This window comes from Spirosoma migulaei (assembly GCF_054776855.1).
Window position 1 is genome coordinate 41733 of sequence record NZ_BAAHBG010000006.1, and the last position, 20468, is coordinate 62200.

Annotated in this window: 8 protein-coding genes; 2 read left to right on the top strand and 6 right to left on the bottom strand. The window is 46.2% G+C overall.

The features are described from left to right. Positions 1-153 precede the first annotated feature (153 nt). The 6 genes from ACYVGO_RS08355 to ACYVGO_RS08380 all read right to left on the bottom strand — a co-directional run bounded on the left by ACYVGO_RS08355 (position 154) and on the right by ACYVGO_RS08380 (position 14271). Positions 154-828, bottom strand: a complete 675-nt coding sequence (locus ACYVGO_RS08355) for a hypothetical protein (protein ID WP_460968881.1) — start codon at positions 826-828, stop codon at positions 154-156. Between the two features lie 93 nt (positions 829-921). Next, on the bottom strand, positions 922-2277 hold the full coding sequence (locus ACYVGO_RS08360) for a vanadium-dependent haloperoxidase (protein WP_460968882.1): 1356 nt from the start codon (positions 2275-2277) through the stop codon (positions 922-924). Positions 2278-2379: 102 nt separating this feature from the next. Then, on the bottom strand, positions 2380-5793 hold the full coding sequence (locus ACYVGO_RS08365) for a VCBS repeat-containing protein (RefSeq protein WP_460968883.1): 3414 nt from the start codon (positions 5791-5793) through the stop codon (positions 2380-2382). 91 nt (positions 5794-5884) lie between these two features. After that, positions 5885-9322: a VCBS repeat-containing protein gene (locus ACYVGO_RS08370; protein WP_460968884.1), complete on the bottom strand. Its 3438-nt coding sequence runs from the start codon at positions 9320-9322 to the stop codon at positions 5885-5887. Between the two features lie 207 nt (positions 9323-9529). Then, on the bottom strand, positions 9530-11005 hold the full coding sequence (locus tag ACYVGO_RS08375; protein ID WP_142776252.1) for a RagB/SusD family nutrient uptake outer membrane protein: 1476 nt from the start codon (positions 11003-11005) through the stop codon (positions 9530-9532). A 131-nt stretch (positions 11006-11136) separates the two neighbouring features. Beyond that, positions 11137-14271 carry a SusC/RagA family TonB-linked outer membrane protein gene (locus tag ACYVGO_RS08380; RefSeq protein WP_460968885.1) on the bottom strand — a complete coding sequence of 1045 codons (3135 nt, stop codon included), beginning with the start codon at positions 14269-14271 and terminating at the stop codon, positions 11137-11139. Between the two features lie 484 nt (positions 14272-14755). Between ACYVGO_RS08380 and ACYVGO_RS08385 the strand changes: the two genes are divergently transcribed. Continuing rightward, on the top strand, positions 14756-17713 hold the full coding sequence (locus ACYVGO_RS08385; RefSeq protein ID WP_460968886.1) for an FAD-binding and (Fe-S)-binding domain-containing protein: 2958 nt from the start codon (positions 14756-14758) through the stop codon (positions 17711-17713). Between the two features lie 192 nt (positions 17714-17905). Then, positions 17906-20467, top strand: coding sequence for a GEVED domain-containing protein (locus ACYVGO_RS08390; RefSeq protein ID WP_460968887.1), 2562 nt, complete (start codon positions 17906-17908; stop codon positions 20465-20467). Position 20468 lies beyond the last annotated feature (1 nt).

A 20468-nucleotide genomic window follows, 5' to 3' on the forward strand; every position in this document is an offset into this window, starting at 1 on the left:
GCATAGTGTAACGACGTTTTGGCCAACCAATGGTTCCAACGTTAACAGCAATCCAAGCAGAAGATATTTTCTGTTCACAACCAAGTCACAGGTTAAATACTTTCTAAAAATAATACTATTTCCAGAAAGACCTAACTCATTACGACCTAGTTTTTATCGCCCATGCCGGTGTGGCCGGCCGACTCGGACAGGGCGTCCTCGACCACGACTACTTCCACCTAGTAAACCGCCTGAGTCGGTTCGTAAGAGGCCAAAACGCAGGTAAATACCATAAAAAGTTTTCGAACTGTCTGTTGTCTCGCTGCTGAAATCGTAGTAGCCCGTTGTCAGGCCGATACCTACTCGTGGTGCAATCTGTGCCATAATGCTATAGGTCAATTCGAGCATCAGGCTACCTTGTTTATCGAAAACCCGGCCGGCTCCTATAGTCATTTCGTTCGCAAAAATGCCATAGTTAGCCACATCCATGGTAACTCTCCCCTCCAGAAAAAGTGATGTATCAGGCCGTAGTGAATTCCGGCCAAAAGCAATCCCTAAGTCAATGACATTAAATGACTTGCCTAGTTCAATACTTTGCGCAATACGGTCTTTGGGGCTGCCTGCGCCGGTATAAATTGAAAATGGAGTTGTGCGAACGTAGATAGGAGCGGCCTTAAAATTAAAGATGGAACGGCTCGAATCTTCTGAGGAACGGCTTATGGAATGATAGGTTTGCTGACCTTTAGTGAGCTGATTTTGAGTCGTATCTGAGCCTGTTGATTGAGCCTGTAAATCTGCACTAGTAATAAGCACTATAATTAATACCAATGGTAGTAAACGAATCTTCATAGCTGATGGATTTAGAGCCGTGATTTCTGACTGCTACTTACAAAAAAAGTCCCTACCTCTGAAAAGCAGGGACTCTATGGTTATTCGTATTACTCATCGACTAGCAACAGTACCTTTACGGGTACGGATTTTTTCAACTACCCATTTACCTACTTTTTCGCCTTCTAACTGGCCATTTACTAAGGCTGCCCGATAGTGAATACCACCATACAGGCGACTGATTGAGGCTTCATCGGCTGCATTCCGAAATGAAGTGAACGATCGAACACCATGCCCATACTTAAACTCCGTCGAATCTGTAAAGGCGATGTTATCACCCATTAGATTGGTAAGCACCGTTGCGGCCGCAGTCGAAATAACGCTGTGCCCGCTGGGGTATTCCGGAAAAGGGGGAGTTTGTAAAAACGGTGTCCACTTCGGATCAATAGATTTGTTTATTACTGTTTCAGGCCGCACTGTTTTAGTCCGGTATTTTTCATCCCAGCAGGAGATAAAGCCATCACTAAGCGCAAAGGATGTAAGCGCATACGCTTCGACAGTTTGCATCATGCTCAGTTTTTTCTGACGGGCAACTGTTTGGGCAATAGCGAGCCAATGACCACCCGGTGTCATTTTTTTGCTGGCATACATAACATGGCCCGCTACGTTCATCACGAACGCGTTGTCGTCCCAGAAATAGGCAATATCTTGTTTTTGTTTATCAAGGTTTTTACCAATTTGGTACACCTCATCGAGTTCTTTTTCATAGGGGCTTCCTTTGGCAAGACTATAGGGTAACGGGCGAGGAGGCATAAATTGGTTGCAGGTATCCATTGCCCAGCAACGCAATTTATTCCATTGCGGCTCGGCAGCATCCATATAGGCCGGAGGTGTTGGTACCCAAGACCCTTCTTCATTGGTTACTGTGTGTTTGAAACCTCGCGTTTGTTTGTAGGTGTCCTTAGCCGCATAATCCAGTACATGTTTGGCAACGGCTTCACCGTAGGCCATCGAACGGTCAAATACCTCATCGGGAACGCCATCTTTCTTGAACTGTTCGTAAAATGGCTTTTCAAATTCATCATAAAAATTGACCGAGAAAGTTAGAGCGCGGGCAACCGTCAGAAAGGCACGTGTGCTAGCCAGGGGGAAACAATACTCTTTTCCCGCTTCGGGCTGCGGCCCCGTCTGAAACCGCTTCAACTTGCCCCCCAACGACTCGTACTGGCTGTTGAACGGCACGAGTGCTTCGTAACCCGCCAGGTTAGCATACGAATAAATTCGACTTGCAACGGGGGGCGAAAAAATATCATGAATAACTACTTCTGTCAGTTTATTCAGAGCTGCATTATAATATTCAGCATTAGCTGTTTTGGCGTTGTATTCGGCCGGTGACGCGGGTTTACGACAGCCAGCAAAACCAACCAGTACTAGCACCAGCAGATAGCCAAAATGAAGCGAAGATTTCATAATAACAAAGACAAGTTAGAAAACACAAAGCCTTAACAGGCTATTGATTACGTACAAAATTAGCGGAAAATAAGGGTCAAAATCACGTGTTCATTCAGTTGCTCATTTCAGAAATAGGGATTTAAATACCTGCAAACCCGCATTATTTCTGGCTACAACAAGTAACAAACCCCGAGCCGTTCGCACTGGTCGAATGTCGCGAATTTCACCGTTGAGCAGGAAGCCACAGTCTATCGGCGACAGAGCGGTGAAGCCTCCTTTCCCATCGTTACGCATCACTAATCCATAACTGGCATCGTAACGACCCTGATAAGTGCTTACGCCGTAGAAATTCCCACCACCCAATACGTCGAGGTCGCCATCCTGGTCAATATCAATGGCTTGCAGTGCAAATAACTTCGACACCTGCGCCATCATGGGTAGTTCATGTACAACGAACTTACCGTTTTGATTCTCCAGATAAATCGACGCGAATTGATCGACGGTAAATTCCTCGGCACCTTTTAGTTCATCGTCGTTCAGCACTTCATTCAAGGGCTTTCCGGCAAATGATACATAGTCCGTGAATCGCTTGTTGATAATACTTGGTATCTGCTTGCCCAGTTCGTCTTTAAAGGCCAGTGGGTACCACTCTTTACCCCCGCCCGGACTGACACGGTTATAGGCAATAATTTGCTCCGGGCTCTGATTCTTGTCCACATCTTTCACCCACATCCGAAGTTGCGAATCAGGCGCTTTACGAAACTTAGTATTCGTACCCAGATTAGCTGCCATCAGGTCAATATCACCATCCCGGTCGAAGTCAGCTGCAATAATGCGTTGGTAAAAGCCTGATAATGGCGTATCGTCTGTTGTAATGGATTTTACCTCGGTAAATTTACCATCATTGTTGGCGAAAACCCGTATTGGCATCCAATCTCCCGCCAAAACCAGATCGAGGTCTTTGTCATTATCGTAGTCGGCCCAGACAGCATCGGTAACCATGCCCGCTTTTCGTAAACCGTCTGCTCGCTTTTCGGTCTGATCTGAGAAATGGCCTTTCCCATCGTTGATGAGCAGATACGAATTTGGTGATTTACCATAACCAAAACCTACAACACGGCCGCCCACAAATAAATCGAGGTCGCCATCTTTATCTACATCGCAGGGCCGAACGCAGCTCTTGTTGTCGAACATGAGCGGTAATGCATTGGCCGAGCGGCTGAAATTACCATGCCCATCGTTCAGGTAAAGACGGTCGAACTGCTCTGTCATCTGGTTGTAGAACTCATTCCCCCCCGATACGACATACAAATCCAGGTCTTTATCACCATCGGCATCGAAGAAAGCCGCGTCGACATCTTCGTAGGTAGAGTCTTTAACAAAGTCCGGCTGACTAGCCCCTTTAAATTTCCCGTCAGGCTGCTGAATCAGTAAGCTTCCAGCTTTCCACTTGGCACCACCAGCGTAGATATCTTCCAGTCCATCACCATTCACATCAGCTACCGCCAGATGTGGGCCTTCTGTAGACACCTGGAAAGGCATTAGGGGTTCGCGGACATAATCGAAATATTCTTTATTTTCCTGATGTTTATAAGGAATCGAATCTGTGTTTGTGACATCAGTAAAGAGTGGTGAAATGCTCGGAGTTGTATAGCGGTAATTGGTGCCATCCAGTTGGGCATCGGCCTGCTTTAGCGTCAATGACTGGTTAGCTTTCACCTTTGTGCGAATTTCCATCCGTTGATTAGGCCAAATCACAATCAGCGAATCAATCACCTCTCGTTTTCCCAACCCAAACAGTAATTCGAGTGCTACCGACGACTCGAAGCCCCGAGTGGGCATCATTTGTTGCACCTGTATACTATCTCCGTGTGATGAACCTCCATATTTAATAATTACTTTTCCGCCTACGCCAAACGTATTTGGAGCATCGCCTTTCAATTTCACCGTCAGGTGTCTGTTATCAGGGAAAATAGTGTTTGCCTCATTCCGATACAGGCCAGCAGGGTCATCGATATTGTTGGTAATCAAATCCAGGTCGCCATCGTTATCAAGATCTGCATAGGCAGCCCCATTGGAGTAATTGAGTGCAGTAAATCCCCAGGCTGCTGACTTATCATCGAAATGCATCGAGGATGTTCCCCGATACATATAGTTATGAACCTTGCCCTCTGGCATCAATTTAATAGCGCGATCATCGAGCGCTTTTGATGTTTCCATGGCGTACCGAAGTGAGTCATCAGCAGCAAATTTCACGTAATCAAGGTTATTTGGCCGGTGAACAATACCATTCGAGATAAACAGATCCTTAATCCCATCGTTATCGTAATCGGCCAGTAAAGGAGACCAGCTCCAGTCCGTTGCCGCTACGCCTGCCATGGCACCAACGTCCATAAACTTCTTGCCCGACAAGTTCAGTTGCAGGCAATTCCGACTGTACTGGTTCATATAGCCATACGCCAGCTTGTACAGGTAGATATCGAGCGGGTCTTCTCCCAAAGAAGATTTTTCAACCGTTTCATCTTCTGGATACATGTCGAGTGTTACCACATCGGCAAAGCCATCGTTGTTTACATCGGCCACGTCGTTGCCCATTGAAAAGCGGCTGGTATGCTGAAATGCCTTCTTTACACTTTCGGTAAACGTGCCGTTGTGATTGTTTACGTAGTAGTAATCGTCTTCGTGAAAATCGTTTGATATATAGAGATCTTCCCAGCCATCATTATTCAGGTCGGCCACCGAAATGCCTAATCCATACCCCATTGCAGCCCCAAAAATGCCCGCCTGTTCGCTAACGTTTATAAACCGCCTGGAGCGTTGAGCAGGGAGCTTGGCGCTTGTAGACACTTTGTTCCCTGCCCCCTGCTCAACACTCATATTTTTATACAAATAATCACCCGATTCATTATGGCGCAGGTTTCGGGCTGTTACACGGTCGTAACTACGCGATGTATGTACAGCATGGTTAAGTAAGTAGCAGTCCAGGTCTCCGTCGTGGTCATAGTCGAAGAAAGCGGCCTGCGTTGAGAAACCGGTGAAATCCAGTCCATAATCAGCTGCTTTTTCAGTAAACGTCCCATCGCCGTTGTTAATATACAACTCATTGGCCCCTTCCAGACCCCGAAAGTTGCCAACCGCACAAACATAAATATCCAGAAAGCCATCCCCATTCACATCGGCCATAGTCGAGCCGGTCTGCCAGTCTGAAAAACCCGCAACACCGGCTTTTTCGGTGATGTCCTCGAACTTAAAATTGCCTTTGTTGAGGTAGAGTTTATTCTTCCCCTGGTTCGACACAAAATACAAATCGGTCAGGCCATCGTTGTTGATATCCCCCGCCGAAACTCCTCCCCCATTATAGAAATAGAGGTAATCCAGAATGTTAACTTTTTCTGTTGGAATGAGGTGGTTAATAAAGCCAATGCCTGTTTGCGTAGAATCGAGGGTTTGAAAGAGTTGTTTCTCGGACTTAAATAAGTTGCAACCTGCCAATGTCAATAAGCCAGCGGTCAGGAAGAAAGCAATACGTTTCATGGGTAACATGAGTGAAGAGTGAAAAGTGAAAAGTGATGAATAGTGGTTTATAGCGAATGTGGATACCAACACACTCATTATTCTTCACTCTTCATTTTTCACTCTTCATTAAAAATACTTGTGCACGGTCGTTGTTTTTTGCCAGAACGAGTTGTCCTTGGGCCAGCTGCGCCATGCGACGAACCTGACCACGAACAAAGAAACCAGACGCAGCCGGATTAATTGATTCGTAAGCAATGGTACCGTCCATTGCTTTGCCTCTATTGCGTAGCACAACGCCATAACTCGCATCGTAGCGACCAATTTCGGGCAGTACGTCCAGGAAATTTCCACCTAATACGAGGTCTGTTCGACCGTCGTGGTCGTAGTCGGTAAAGACCACACCACAAACGGGCGATAGTTGTGCTGAAATGGGTAAGGGTTGAAATACCAATGTTCGATCGCCATTTTTCCCATCGTTCCGAAGTATTGCAGTTTGGCCAGTGAAAGCCTGCTTAACAACGGCTTGTTTTAGCTGGTCTTCGTCCAGTATTTCGTTGATTTTTTTACCCGCATAATCGCCAAACTTTACGAATTTTTTCTTGATGGTCGGCATTTCTTTCTGCAAATCACTTTTCAGAACCATCGGATATAATTCTCCTGTTTCATCAGCGCAATTTATAATCTGTTCGATAGTTCCGTTATGATCAAAATCACCCACGTAGATTTCCGCAGGGGTGGTTTGTGTAGCGCGTATACGCGAGTTCGTCCCTAAATTTCCGACTACTAAATCCAGATCACCATCTCCATCAGCATCACCTGCCGTTACACAATTCCACCAGCCATTAGTTTTGAGCGGTTGTCCCTGTGCATCTTTAATAGTCAGTTCTGGATTTTGAGTCAATTTACCCCGTTTGTTTTCAAATACCCGGATTGGCTCCCAATCCCCTACTACGATCAATTCAGGATATTTATCCCCGTTCAGATCGGCCCAGGTTGCGCCTGTTACCATGCCTAACTGATCCACATCTTCCAGGAACCGTTTCGTATAGTTTTTAAAATTACCGGTACCATCATTCGTGAGCAGGTAACTGGCAGGATTACGTCCGTACTGGCTTGGAATGAGCCGGGAACCAACAAACAGGTCTATATCACCGTCCTGATCAAAATCAGCTGCCGTAACACATGACCCACTGGCCTTCAGATTCGGCAGGCCCGTTTCGGAGCGGGAAAACCCTCCTTTTCCATCGTTCAGATAGAGCCGATCCAGCAACTCCTCTGCTTCTGCACTGAATTCATTACTACCCGAAACAACGTATAAGTCCAGATCCTTATCGCCATCGGCGTCAAACAGCACAGCATCGACAGCTTCGTAAGTAGTATCCTGTTTCATAATAGCAGGCGTTTTGTCGACAAAACGGCCGCCGGTGGCTTGCTGAATAAACAATCGACCCGAATGCCCGCTAGCCGATCCTAAAAAGACGTCATCCAAGCCATCCCCATTAACGTCTCCCGTAACTAAAGCCGGACCTTGCGTTGAAAACTGTTGTTTTAATAATGCATCGCGGTTATAATCAACAAAGCTGCTTTCGGTATGCAGATAATTCAGTCCAGAAGCAACCGTGTTATCCTGAAAAATTGGTTTAGGTTCACTCACTGTAGGTTTCCACAGCTGTTTTGCATCAGCCCAACGGAGCGTCATTAGTTGGTTGGCTTTCGGCTGACGTATCGTCTGCATCTTATCATCAGGCCAAATGATAACCATCGAATCAATCTTTGGCGAGGACCCTAATCCAAATACCATGTTCAAGTCCACAGATGATTGAAAGCCCCGATTAGGCATCTGCTGCAATAATTGCGTTTGGCCGGGTTGGTACACAAATACCTTGGCACCAATGGCATTTCGATTCAGTCCGATACCCTCCAGTTTTATCTTCAGGTAGTTTGTCTGATGCTTTTCTATGGATAGATTCTGGTAAATCGCAACGGGCGCATTGGCGTTGTTGACAACCAGCTCCAGGTCTCCATCATTATCTAAATCACCATACGCAGCCCCGTTCGAGAAGTCTGGTTCCGAAAGCCCCCAATCAACTGCCTTGTTTGTAAAGTGCAGGTTACCATCATTGTGAAACGCATAATTGGGAACGGCTTCAGAAGGTGCTTTATCCAGGAATTCCTTGAAATTGAATTTCCGCTGACGGGCAATCTGGGCCATATTCTCCCCATCGGCCATGAAGTTCACAAAGTCCTGATCGGTTACATCTTTGGCAATCCCATTCGCCACAAATATGTCTTTCTGCCCATCATTGTCCATGTCGAAAATCAATGCGCCCCAGCTCCAGTCCGTTGCCTGAACGCCCGAAAAGCGCGCGATATCGCTAAAGGTTGGCAGGCTATTATTACCAGGTTGATTCCCCTGATTCAGATGCAACATGTTCTGCATGAACTGATAATGAAAATCACGCCCTACCTTTATCTGCTCCAGATCGTGGCCTTCGTAACTCGATGTCCGTTTCAACCGCTTGTCGTTACCAGGCAGCATATCGGTTATGAAAATATCCAGCTTACCATCGTTATTGACATCCGCCACATCTGCCCCCATAGATGACAGGCTTGTATGTGGCATCGATTCTTTGATCGACTCCCGAAACGCCGGGCCGCCGGACCGTCCATCATGATTGTTGATATAGAGGTAATCGCGCTCGTAGAAGTCGTTGGAAATGTAAATATCCAGCCAGTTGTCGTCATTTACATCGCCGATCGTAATCCCCAGCCCGAATCCAATCAGACTACCATAAATACCCGCTTCTTCACTGACATCGACAAAGTGTTTACCTTTCTCCTGGTCGTTCCTGAAGAGCTTATGTCCACCCAGAGAATCACGTTGCGCCCGTAAGTTTGCATAGGCTAGTTTCCCAACCGGCATAAAGCTGTTGTTGAGCAGATACATGTCCAGGTCTCCGTCGCGGTCATAATCGAAAAAAGCCGCGTGGGTCGAGTAGCCCCGATCGGCTAACCCATACTCAACAGCCCGTTCTGTGAACGTAGGAATACCGTTAGCGTCATTGCCATTATTAATGAAGAGTTCGTTGGCGCGGTCATCTCCATCCCGATTACCCGCATTACAAACGTACAGATCAAGTCGTCCATCACCGTTTACATCGGCAAAGGTGGCTCCTGTACTCCAGGCTTTTGTCCCACCCACCCCAGCTTTTGCGGTAACATCTGCAAACTCTATCTTGCCCTTGTCGGAAGTTGATTTACCAAGCGTGGTTCGATTCAGATACAGCTTATTCTCGCCCATATTGGCGATTAGAAACACGTCAGACAAACCATCATTATTCACATCGCCGATAGCTACGCCCCCGCCGTTGTAAAAATTCCGGTAATTGAAGATGTTGAAATCCTTATCGTCAGTAACGGTATTAGCAAAATTGACGTGCGTTTCGTCGGGCGACAACTTTTGAAACAGCGGATCGGATGGCGTCTGCTGTTTTGACTGACAACTGGCGAATAAGCCTATTGACAGAACGAGTAAAGGGATACGCATTAGTACAAGTACATGAAAAACAAATCGTATTCGTAACGAGAAGGTCAAGAATTTATAAAGACGATTTTAGTTTTTAAAGGGCTACAAATATAACGAATTATGAAGGTTGATTAGGTATTTCTAACCAATTAATTGGCTTTTAATCAGCCTGTAAAACAAAAGAGCAAGCCCAGATGAGCCTGCTCTTTTATTCTCATGTATTGACGATTAATAACCTGGATTTTGCTTCAGGTTCGGGTTCAATGACAGCTGATCCTTTGGAATTGGGAACAATTGACGGAAGTCCTGTGAGGCAGGCTTCAGGCGCCATGCTTTTGTAAACTGACCAAAACGGATTAAATCCTGACGACGGTGTTGCTCCCAGGCTAACTCACGGCCACGCTCAGCCAATAACTCATCCAACGTAATGGTTGTATAAGCAGGCATACCGGCACGGGCACGAATGACGTTTAAATCAGGCAGTGCGATAGCTGTATTACCTAACCGTATATTGGCTTCGGCCCGCATTAGATATACGTCTGCCAAACGATAGATAACAAAGTCGTTATCCTGATCGGTGAATGTGTTATTTGCCTGAATTTGATATTTCTGGCTACGAGCGCCTGCCAGACGGCCATTAGCACCCGCATCAAAAACGAATGATTCAACTTCGGGTCTGAACACCATTGGTAACGCGTCATCCATCAGCGGTTTACCAGCAGCATCGTATTGCTGCCCAACAATCCATTGCTTTTTTCGCAGATCTTTATCATCAAATGAATTGTAAAACTCTGTTACTGTTGCCCAGCCATTCCAGGGAGCTGTTCCCAGGTTGTAGGTCAACTGGCTCAGGTAGTGAAGTGTTTTCATTTGTACGTTCATCCCTCCCCGTTTTGATTTATCAAAAGGAGTTGCCAGAATCGTTTCCTGAGAGTTCTGATTCTGCGTAGCGAAATTACTGAGGTAGTCTCCGGAAATCTGGAATTTACCAGATGAAATGATATTCGTGCAACGGGTAATGCAATCAGCCCAACGAGGAGTACCTGTGTACACTTGTGCATTCAGGTACAATTTAGCCAGAATCATATCGGCCACGTATTTATTCATACGGCCATAATAAGCACCTCTTGGTGCATCGCTCAGGTTTGGATATACGGCCAGTAGCTCTTTCTCAACAAAAGCGAATACCTCTGCCCGCGTGTTTTGCTTCGGTGTAGCAGCAGTTACGGCATCAGAGATAATTACATTACCAAACAAATCCATTGCCTGGTAGTGGAAAAATGCCCGCAACGCCCGTAACTCAGCCTTGGTGTTAGCATCCGTAATGGTACCTAACTGCTGGTTGATACTGGTAATGTTATTGTAACACCAGGTCCAGGGACCATTGAACTGACCATTATCCGTAACGGGGTCCCAGGTATGTTGATATAACCGTTTCCAGTTATCACTATCTTTCCAGTCGCCACCTCGTGTCGGTACAATCTGCTCGTCTGTTACGGTGTTCAGATTGGACATGTTCCCATAATAGTCGCCCAGACCATTATAGAGCGGCCCAATCAGGGCTGCCTGCTGGCCGGCTGTACTACCAAACGTACCGCTGGTAGGAATGACGTCATAGGTCGTTTCGGTCAGATCAGTACAAGCCTGGCTTGCCAGCACCAGTGCCGAGCAGCCCAGAAGCAATTTTATATTTATTTGTTTCATAGAAGTTTTTTGATAATTAACCAGTTACAGCGTTTACTTTCCAATGGATCATGCACGCTGTGTTAACTAAAAAAGTTTTCACAAACCGGATATTTTTTTGTACTATATCCGGTTTGTGAACTAGAACCAGTTTAGAAGGTCAGGTTGAGGCCTAACTGGAACGTACGTGTTTTAGGGTAAACAACGTTTCCGTAGCCACCCCCATCTAAGCCAACGGCATTAGGTGCCTGCTGAATCTGACTACCGTTTGTTTGCAGGTCAGCTTTTACTTGTAGTTCAGGATCGATGCCTTTGTATTTAGTAATGATAAACAGATTATTACCACCAGCATAAATCCGTGCGTTTGTGATGTACTTGCTGGCTGGCAGTGGGATGTTGTAGCCAATCTGCCAGTTATCAAACCGCACAAATGAACCACTTTCCAGCCAGTTTGACGTCAATACGTTCACACCGTAGTTTTTAGGATAGTCCGTTACACCTTTCAGCATATTGGTTTCCAGAATCGAACCTGGAATTAACAGGTTCGACCGTATGGCATTCAGGATGGTGTTGCCAAACGTTCCACGTAACTGGAAATAGACATCGAATCCTTTATAACGGAATGTATTGATAAACGAGGCATTCAGGAAGGGCTGTGGATTACCCTGTTTTACATAGTTTCCTGAAGCAACCCCAGCAGCAGCATCTGCCTTACCCACCTCCGTTACCGGCGTGTCACCAGAGCCCGCTTTCAATAATGGCTGACCGTCTGATGAGTAGCTACCCGTAAACGTAGGCACATTATTAAATTCTCCCAATGGCTGACCAGGTACCAGGTAAGATGCAAATACGTCGGACAGACCACGACCATTAAACGCGTTGAAACGCACCTGACCGTTGCTAAACTGATCATTTGACAGCGTAACGATCGTGTTTTTGTTATAAGCACCAACAACCCGTGAATTCCAGGAGAAATTACCTTTCTGGATTACATCACCACCAAAGGATAATTCAAACCCGCTGTTACGCATCGAGCCTACGTTGGCCAGAATCGTGTTGGTAAAGTACGTAATACCATCGGCAGGTACCGAGTAAGGGTACAGCATGTCTTTGGTTAACTTGTTATAATACTCTACTGTACCCGAGAAACGACCACCGATGAGTTGGAAATCCAAACCAATATTCGATGTAGTCAGTACTTCCCATTTCAGGTTTGGATTCGCGTTCTGCGTGATACCATAGCCTGGCAGGAAATCACCCAGCGTACCATCGTAGTAGGTACCTTTCTGACCATACAACTGAATGGAGTTGTAGGCCGAGATACCTTCCGAGTTACCTGTTTGACCATAACCAACGCGCAGTTTCAGGAAGTTAAGCGTATTGCTCTTGGGGAAGAAGGACTCGTTGGTAATGGTCCAGCCTGCACCCACCGATGGGAATACACCCCATTTGTTGTTGGCACCAAATTTAGAGCTACCATCCCGGCGCACTGTAGCCGTCACGTTGTACTTATCATTTAGATTCAATGTAGCCCGTCCAAAGAAGGAGATCAACTTCGCGTTATTGCGGTAGGACGTAGCATAGTTGTTAGCAGGACTAACCAATGTACCTGAGCCTAAACCCAAGTTACTATAATTAATATCAGGCGTCGCAAAACCGTTATTAGCTGCACTGAAACCATCGTTATCAAAGCTCTGGTACGAATAACCACCTAATAATGAGTAATTGCTGTTCTGAGTGCCGAATCCTTTCGTATAGTTAGCCGTTAACTCCAGCAGTTTGGTGTTGCTTTCAGAAAAGCTTCGGCTAGCACGACCATTGTTAGCGGCATATGCTTTGATGTTTGGATTGGTGTAGAAGTTATTAACGGTGTTATCCCGTTGTAACTGACCACTAACGCCAACTGTTAATCCGTCCAGGATCTCATAGCGCAGGTTCATACCGCCCTGCAAATACCGCTGTACACCGTTGTTGATAACGTTCTCCAGCATAGCAACCGGGTTGAAGAGGTCAAAACTACCACCTACCTCATAATATGATCCGTCAGCGTTGCGTACAGGCAATGTTGGCAGGAACGTAACGGCGCGGCCGATGATACCACTGTCATACTTTTTGTTCGTTTCGGAGTACGACAGATTATACTGAATGTTCAGTCGGTTGTCAAACGCTTTCTGATCGAGGTTAATACGAGCCGTTACACGATCCAGACCAGTTTTTTTAATAATACCGTTCTGGTTGATATAATTGAGCGAGCCTCGATAACTGAACGTTGGTGAGCCCCCCGCAATGGAAAGATCGTGGTTGTTGACGGTTCCAGTCTGCGTGACTTCCTTCGTCCAGTCCGTATTATAATTTCCAGCAGGGAAACGCTGTAAATCATTTAATGCCGAAGCTCCTTTAATTTGAGTAACGGCATCCCGATAACCTTGTGCGTCCAGCATATCATACTGCCTGGAAATAGTCGATACACCAACGTAGTTATTAAATGCTACGGTTGTTTTTCCCGACTTACCACGCTTGGTGGTAATCAGGATAACGCCATTAGCTGCCCGTGAACCATAAATAGCAGCAGCAGAGGCATCTTTCAATACATCCATCGACTCGATGTCGGAAGGAGAGATGGTGTTGATAGGGACACCAATCATACCGTCGACTACATATAGTGGGTCAGAACCACCAGCCAGTGAGGTGTAACCACGCAAACGAACCGTTGGTTGTTGGTTAGGATCGCCCGAAGGAGCTGTAATAACCAGACCAGCTACTTTACCCTGAATGGCTTGCAGCGGGTTTGGGTTTACGCCAGCGTTGAAGTCTTTTGCCGATACCTGCACAACTGAACCGGTCAGATCTTTACGTTTTGACGTACCATATCCTACTACCACAACCTCATCCAGGGCTTTTGTGTCGTCCGATAATTTCACATCTACCGTCGAACGGTTCCCTACGACTACTTCCTGCGAAGTATAGCCAATAAAGCTCAATACCAGCGTTGCGTTGTCTGGCACATTGGCCAGCGAATACTTACCATCAGCATCAGTGTTTGTTCCACGCTGGGTACCTTTAATTTGTACACTCACACCGGGCAGAGAGGATCCCGACGGGTCCTTTACAGTGCCCGTTACAGTACGGCCCTGTGCCCAGGCCACTGAATTGCCCAGTAGCAGTATCATTGCCAACATGGCCACAAAGCTTAGTGAAGCTTTTTGACCAAATGACTGTGATCGGGAAACCCCAATCTGACCTACGTAGCCACCGAAGCGGTTCATTTTGTAGGATTTGTTCATCATAGGTTTACAGTAAAAATTGGAGATAGGTTATTTTGCTGGTTGACGTTTACTATTCTATTATGTCCTTGTCTATTGACATGTAAACACGTGTATAAAAAATGCCTATATTTCGCTACAATCGTAGCAACTTGGCAGGAATTTATAGAATCTAAACCTGAACCATTTGGCGAATTACATCATGTTGCGAATAAAATACAAATACTGGCAGGTTAAAATTTGAGTAGTTGATGTCAAAATTGTATCATAATATTTGTTAAATAAATATAACAAAATTGTATTATTTCAACAATATAATCTTTTAAAGAATATATTTACTCTATTTGTCAAGCATTTAGCTCTACCGCCTCAAGAATATTTATATAAATTTTCCAATAAATTATCGTCATTATTTTTTGTGGGCTCAGCGAAAAAAATGTGGTATTTACCAGTAATTTTGCCTAAGTTTTTTTTGGGCTGATCATAACTAAGCAGTCCGTACGCTTTTATGAGTGTGGAATCTCTCAAAAATTTAGCCAGTCAACTAACTGGCGACCTCTTCGATGACGTTACACAACGGACTTTATACGCAACCGATGCGTCTGCATACCGGGAAATGCCCACTGCCGTTGCCATCCCTAAAACCATTGATGACCTAAAGGCACTCATCGCGTATGCCAGGCAGTATAAAACCTCATTGATTCCACGGACTGCCGGAACATCCCTGGCGGGCCAGGTTGTTGGTAACGGTATTGTCGTAGATGTATCGAAACACTTCACGAAAATCCTGGAAATCAACCCAGAGGAACGCTGGGTACGTGTACAGCCAGGCGTTATTCGGGATGAACTGAATCAGTTTCTGAAACCATACGGCCTGTATTTTGGCCCTGAAACCTCCACCGCCAATCGGGCTATGATTGGTGGTATGGTTGGCAATAACTCCTGCGGTTCAAATTCGGTGGTTTACCGTTCTACACGTGAGCACACCCTATCAGTAAAGGCATTACTTGCCGATGGCACCGAAGCTGAATTTGGCCCCACCAGTAACTGGGAATTGACAAAACAGTTGAGCGAAGCTAGTCGTCAAAATGGCTCTGCAACCCGGATTGGAAAAATTCTGCTCAAGACAAACTCGATTTTATCCGATACTGCTAATCAGGAAGAAATTAGGCGGAACTTCCCCAAAAAAACCATCGAGCGTCGAAATACAGGCTATGCGCTGGATTCGCTGCTCGATATGGAACCCTTTACAGTTGGCGGAGAGTCGTTTAATCTTGCCAAATTCATTGCTGGTTCAGAAGGTACTCTCTGTTTCCTGACCGAAATTAAGCTGAATCTGGTCCCTTTGCCTCCCAAAGAAAGCGGCCTTGTTTGTGTTCACTGCCATTCCATTGATGAAGCACTACGGGCTACGTTAATTGCATTGAAGTACAAGCCGTATGCAGTCGAATTAATTGATGATATTATTCTTGAGCGGGCCGATACAAACCCGGAACAACGTAAAAACAGCTTTTTTGTCCAAAAAACCCCCACCGATCATTTCCCGATTATACTGGTCGTAGATCTTTCCCGAGAGACAAGAGCTGAAATTGAAGCGTTGGCCGCAGAAATGGAAGCTGATATGCGATCAGCAGGCATGGGCTATCATTTTCCGCTCTTGTTTGGTGAGGACAGTAAAAAAATCTGGACGCTACGAAAAGCCGGGCTGGGCTTATTGGGCAATCTTCCCGGCGATGCTAAAGCGGTAGCCGTCATTGAAGACACAACCGTTGACGTGGCCGATCTGCCAGAGTATATTCGTGACTTCAACGAAATTTTGGCCAAGCATAACATGCACGCCGTTCACTATGCCCATGCGGGTTCGGGTGAGCTACATTTGCGCCCTATTATAAATCTCAAAACGGAAGAAGGGCATCGACAATACCGAATGATTGCGGAAGAAATTGCCACTTTGGTTAAAAAATACGATGGCTCACTCTCGGGAGAACATGGCGATGGACGATTACGAGGGGAGTTTATTCCGCAAATGGTAGGCGCGCACAACTACGAGTTGATGCGCGAGCTTAAGCATACCTGGGACCCTGAGGGTATTTTCAATCCCGGAAAAATTGTGGAAACACCCCCGATGGATACCTTCCTTCGGTACGAAGCAGGGCAAAAAACACCCGATTTTCAAACTTATTTTCGGTATAAAGATCAAACGGTGCTGCAACACGCCGAGCAGTGCAATGGTTCGGGCGATTGCCGAAAAACACAGGCTTCGGGCGGAACCATGTGTCCGAGTTATATGGCTACCCGAAACGAAAAGGACACCACTCGGGCAAGGGCGAATATCCTGCGTGAGATGCTGACCCATTCACCTAAAGAAAATCGGTTCGATCATAAAGAAATTAAGGAGGTTTATGACCTCTGCTTATCCTGCAAAGGCTGTAAAAATGAATGCCCATCGAATGTGGACGTGGCCAAGCTCAAAGCAGAGTTTTTACAACACTACTATGATACCAATGGTGTTCCTATCCGTTCTAGACTTATTGCCAATTTTGCTCGGCTATCAAGTTTGGCATCGCTGGTTCCCTGGGCCTGGAATGGTGTATTGGGCACCCCCTCACTCCGGCGAATGGCGAACAAACTGGTGGGCTTCCACCCCGACCGGACTATGCCATTGATGGGCAAAACGACGTTGAATCGTTGGGTTAATGGCAGAGAGCGAGGAACAGGGAGCAGGGAGCAGGGCCGCATGCGTGTTTACCTTTTCTGTGATGAATTTACCAATTACAACGACGTTGAAGTAGGTCAGAAAGCGATCCAGCTCGTTGAACGATTAGGCTATGAAGTAGTCATTCCTGAGCATGGTGAAAGCGGTCGTGCCGCGCTCTCGAAGGGCATGCTGAAATACGCCAAAACACTGGCGGAGAAGAATATACGCTTATTAAAAGATGTGATAACGGCCGAAACACCCTTGATGGGGCTAGAGCCATCTGCTATTCTGACCTTCCGGGATGAGTATCCTGATTTGGTTGATGAATCACTCGTGGCAACGGCAAAGCAATTGGCCGAAAATACCTTGACATTTGAAGAGTTTATTGCCCGGGAATTAGATGCGGGACGCATTAGGGCGGATCAATTTACGGACGAAAAACGGTTGATTAAACTACACGGGCATTGTCAGCAAAAAGCGGTATCATCATTAGTGCCGGGAAAAAAAGCCTTATCCTTACCTAAAAACTATACCGTACAACTGATTCCATCAGGTTGCTGCGGAATGGCCGGTTCATTCGGATACGAAGCTGAACATTATGAGGTATCAATGAAAGTTGGCGAATTAGTTCTCTTTCCAACGGTTCGTCAGCAGCCCGACGATGTCATCATTGCAGCTCCCGGGACCTCCTGCCGTCATCAAATTAAGGACGGTACCAGCCGTAAGGCTAAACATCCGGCAGAGATTTTGTATGAGGCTTTAAAGTAGTTCAGTTGCTCAATCAGTTACACAAAAACGCATATAACTAATTGTTTTTCACCCCTTTAAATAAATAAACGACCGTTTTTTTATTTAAAACTACAATAGGCATGTGTCAAAAGTATACTTGGCATAGATGCTGTTTAGTTACTACCCCAATAACGGATTTATAGGTAGTTAGGCTACTAACTAGTATTTCGCATGGGGAAATGTTTACGATTGCTGTTAAGTCTGTTTCTACTAATCCACTTCCCTGTATTTGGCCAGCAAAGCAATCCACCGGTTGTGGGTTGTGCCGTGTCTGAACTTACACCTACTGAACGAAAATCGTTAGAGCAGGAAGCCGCATTTGCTTTACGCATGAAAATGGCTACGAACGCGGCATTTACAGCCATTACGTATGTACCCATCCGGCCCCACATTTTACGCCGGAGTGACGGAACAGGAGGCATGTCGCTAGCCAGTATGAATCAGGTGATGGCTATCACTAATAGCTATTTCTTACTCAATGGGTACGGTATTCAATTCTATTTCTGCGGCACATCGCCTGATTACGTCGATAACGATGCCCAGTATACCAGTTTCAGTGATGAAACCCTCGTTACCCAAGGTCATGATGTTCCCAATGCACTAAATCAGTATTATGTCAATTCATTCGCGTCGGGTGCAGGTGGATATGCCTACTATCCGGGGAATAACCCCATTACAACCCGATCATTTATCCTGAACGAAGTTGGCTTTGAGGATGATATGGGGAATCGGCTGATTCCCCACGAGCTAGGCCATAACTTTAACCTTGTCCATACGTTTGGAGAAAGATCCGGGAATGGAACACTGGGATCAGGTACGAGTCTCGAGTTAGTGACGCGGGGGGCAGGCGCAAATTGTACTACAGAAGGAGACTATATCTGCGATACGCCCGCTGATCCTTATAACATGGCTGGAGCCTATCTTACTTATGTGAACAGTTGTCCTCAGTATGATACAAGAAGTATCGCCCGGGACGCAAATAACCAGCCTTATTCCCCATCGATATCGAATATCATGTCGTACTATTTTCCATGTACGAGCGACTTTACGCCTGGTCAGTATGATCGTATGCAGGCTGGACTAGCCCTCCGCCAGTCACACACAGCTTACACACTAAATTATCCGCCTACCGCTGTTATAGCGCCAAGTAATGTAGTCGTTTCTATGGGAAATAATCAGGTGATCCTGAACTGGAAGGACAATGGCACGAACGAAATGGGCTATTTTATTGAACGATCTACCGCGCCCTCATCAGGCTTTGTCATGATCGGTGGCGTAGGGCCAAATTCTACAACATTTACGGATACCAAAATAGCCAGTTTAACCACCTATTACTACCGAATAAAACCATCTAACTCTACTACATCGGGAATTAGCCCGACGGTCAGTATTACAACCCCTACATGCCATCCGTCGTATTTGTACCCGTGCCTATACCCGGTAGGGCTAGCTAGCGTAGCTGTTAACGGCGTTTTACTAAGTCAGAACTCAGGTTGTTCGCCCAATGGATATGGCGTATTTCTACCATCGGCAACCGTTTATGCGGGCTTGTCTCATCCCGTATCAGCCACGCTTTTGTACGCGCAGTACACGCAAGGGGTAACTATCTGGGCCGACCTGAATCGTAATGGTTCTTACGATACCAATCTAGGTGAACGTATATTTCAAACACCAACTATCGTAACAGGCCAGTTTTCTGGTACACTGACGTTTCCGGCCAGCCTGACTGCGGGGGCATTACCCATCCGGGTTGTCACAATCTATAATGGGATTCCGAATGAGCCTTGTGGGGCCTATACGTTTGGTGAGACCGAAGATTATGTGCTAACTATCATTAATTCGGCAGATCTTAGTTTATCACTAAAAACCAGTGCCCGAACCGCAGTCGTTAACCAACCTATTACCTATTCGCTAACGATGCATAACGACGGGCCACTTACCGCAACGGGTATTCAATGGCAAAACCGGCTTCCCGCTGGTTTAACCTACGTAAGCAGTGGAACGGATATAATCGGCTCGTCAACAGCCGTAAGCGGAACAAGTAGTATATCCCTGGCTACGGGGCAGGATATCATCTTCACCTATCAACTTCGGGCTACGCAGCCAGGTGTTTATGTAAATGCAGCGCAAATTATCCGTAGCGATCAGGCTGATCCCGATAGCCAGCCGGATTCAGGCACCGGCGATGGCCAGGATGATACCGCATCTGTAGACATACGTACAAATCCCGATAGTAGTGTGGTTTACATATCTCCAAATCCGAATCAGACGCCCTTACCTCCTGTTCTGCCGAACCAACCCTCTCCCAACCCAACTAAAGCCGATCTGTCGCTACGAATGGCGATAAGCAATCATACAGCCCGAGTTGGGAAGCCCGTAACGTTTAGTATAATCGTTAGTAATGCAGGAGGTCTATCCGCTTCAACCATTACCATACGCGATACCTTACGAGGCCTAACATTCAGTTCCTCCCCTACCGGAATGAGTGTTGTAAGTAGTGGCAACGGCTTCTCAGTTATTGAAGGGAAAGTGAATTCCCTGACAGCAGGAGGGTCAGCTCAATTGGTTTTTATAGGCCTGCCGCTCTCAATTGGGTATGTGAAAAATGCAGCTCAGATATGGTCGGCAGGAACCCTGGATCCAGATTCAACACCAGGGTCGGTAACTCCAACAGCGAATAATCTCAATGGGGAGGATGACGTTGCCTGGGTTGATATGCGCGTGGACTCATGAG

What these genes read in the sequence shown, in the direction of transcription:
- ACYVGO_RS08355 (WP_460968881.1), bottom strand. Translation starts at nt 828, where the DNA reads ATGAAGATTCGTTTACTACCATTGGTATTAATTATAGTGCTTATTACT.
- ACYVGO_RS08360 (WP_460968882.1), bottom strand. Translation starts at nt 2,277, where the DNA reads ATGAAATCTTCGCTTCATTTTGGCTATCTGCTGGTGCTAGTACTGGTT.
- ACYVGO_RS08365 (WP_460968883.1), bottom strand. Translation starts at nt 5,793, where the DNA reads ATGAAACGTATTGCTTTCTTCCTGACCGCTGGCTTATTGACATTGGCA.
- ACYVGO_RS08370 (WP_460968884.1), bottom strand. Translation starts at nt 9,322, where the DNA reads ATGCGTATCCCTTTACTCGTTCTGTCAATAGGCTTATTCGCCAGTTGT.
- ACYVGO_RS08375 (WP_142776252.1), bottom strand. Translation starts at nt 11,005, where the DNA reads ATGAAACAAATAAATATAAAATTGCTTCTGGGCTGCTCGGCACTGGTG.
- ACYVGO_RS08380 (WP_460968885.1), bottom strand. Translation starts at nt 14,271, where the DNA reads ATGATGAACAAATCCTACAAAATGAACCGCTTCGGTGGCTACGTAGGT.
- ACYVGO_RS08385 (WP_460968886.1), top strand. Translation starts at nt 14,756, where the DNA reads ATGAGTGTGGAATCTCTCAAAAATTTAGCCAGTCAACTAACTGGCGAC.
- ACYVGO_RS08390 (WP_460968887.1), top strand. Translation starts at nt 17,906, where the DNA reads ATGGGGAAATGTTTACGATTGCTGTTAAGTCTGTTTCTACTAATCCAC.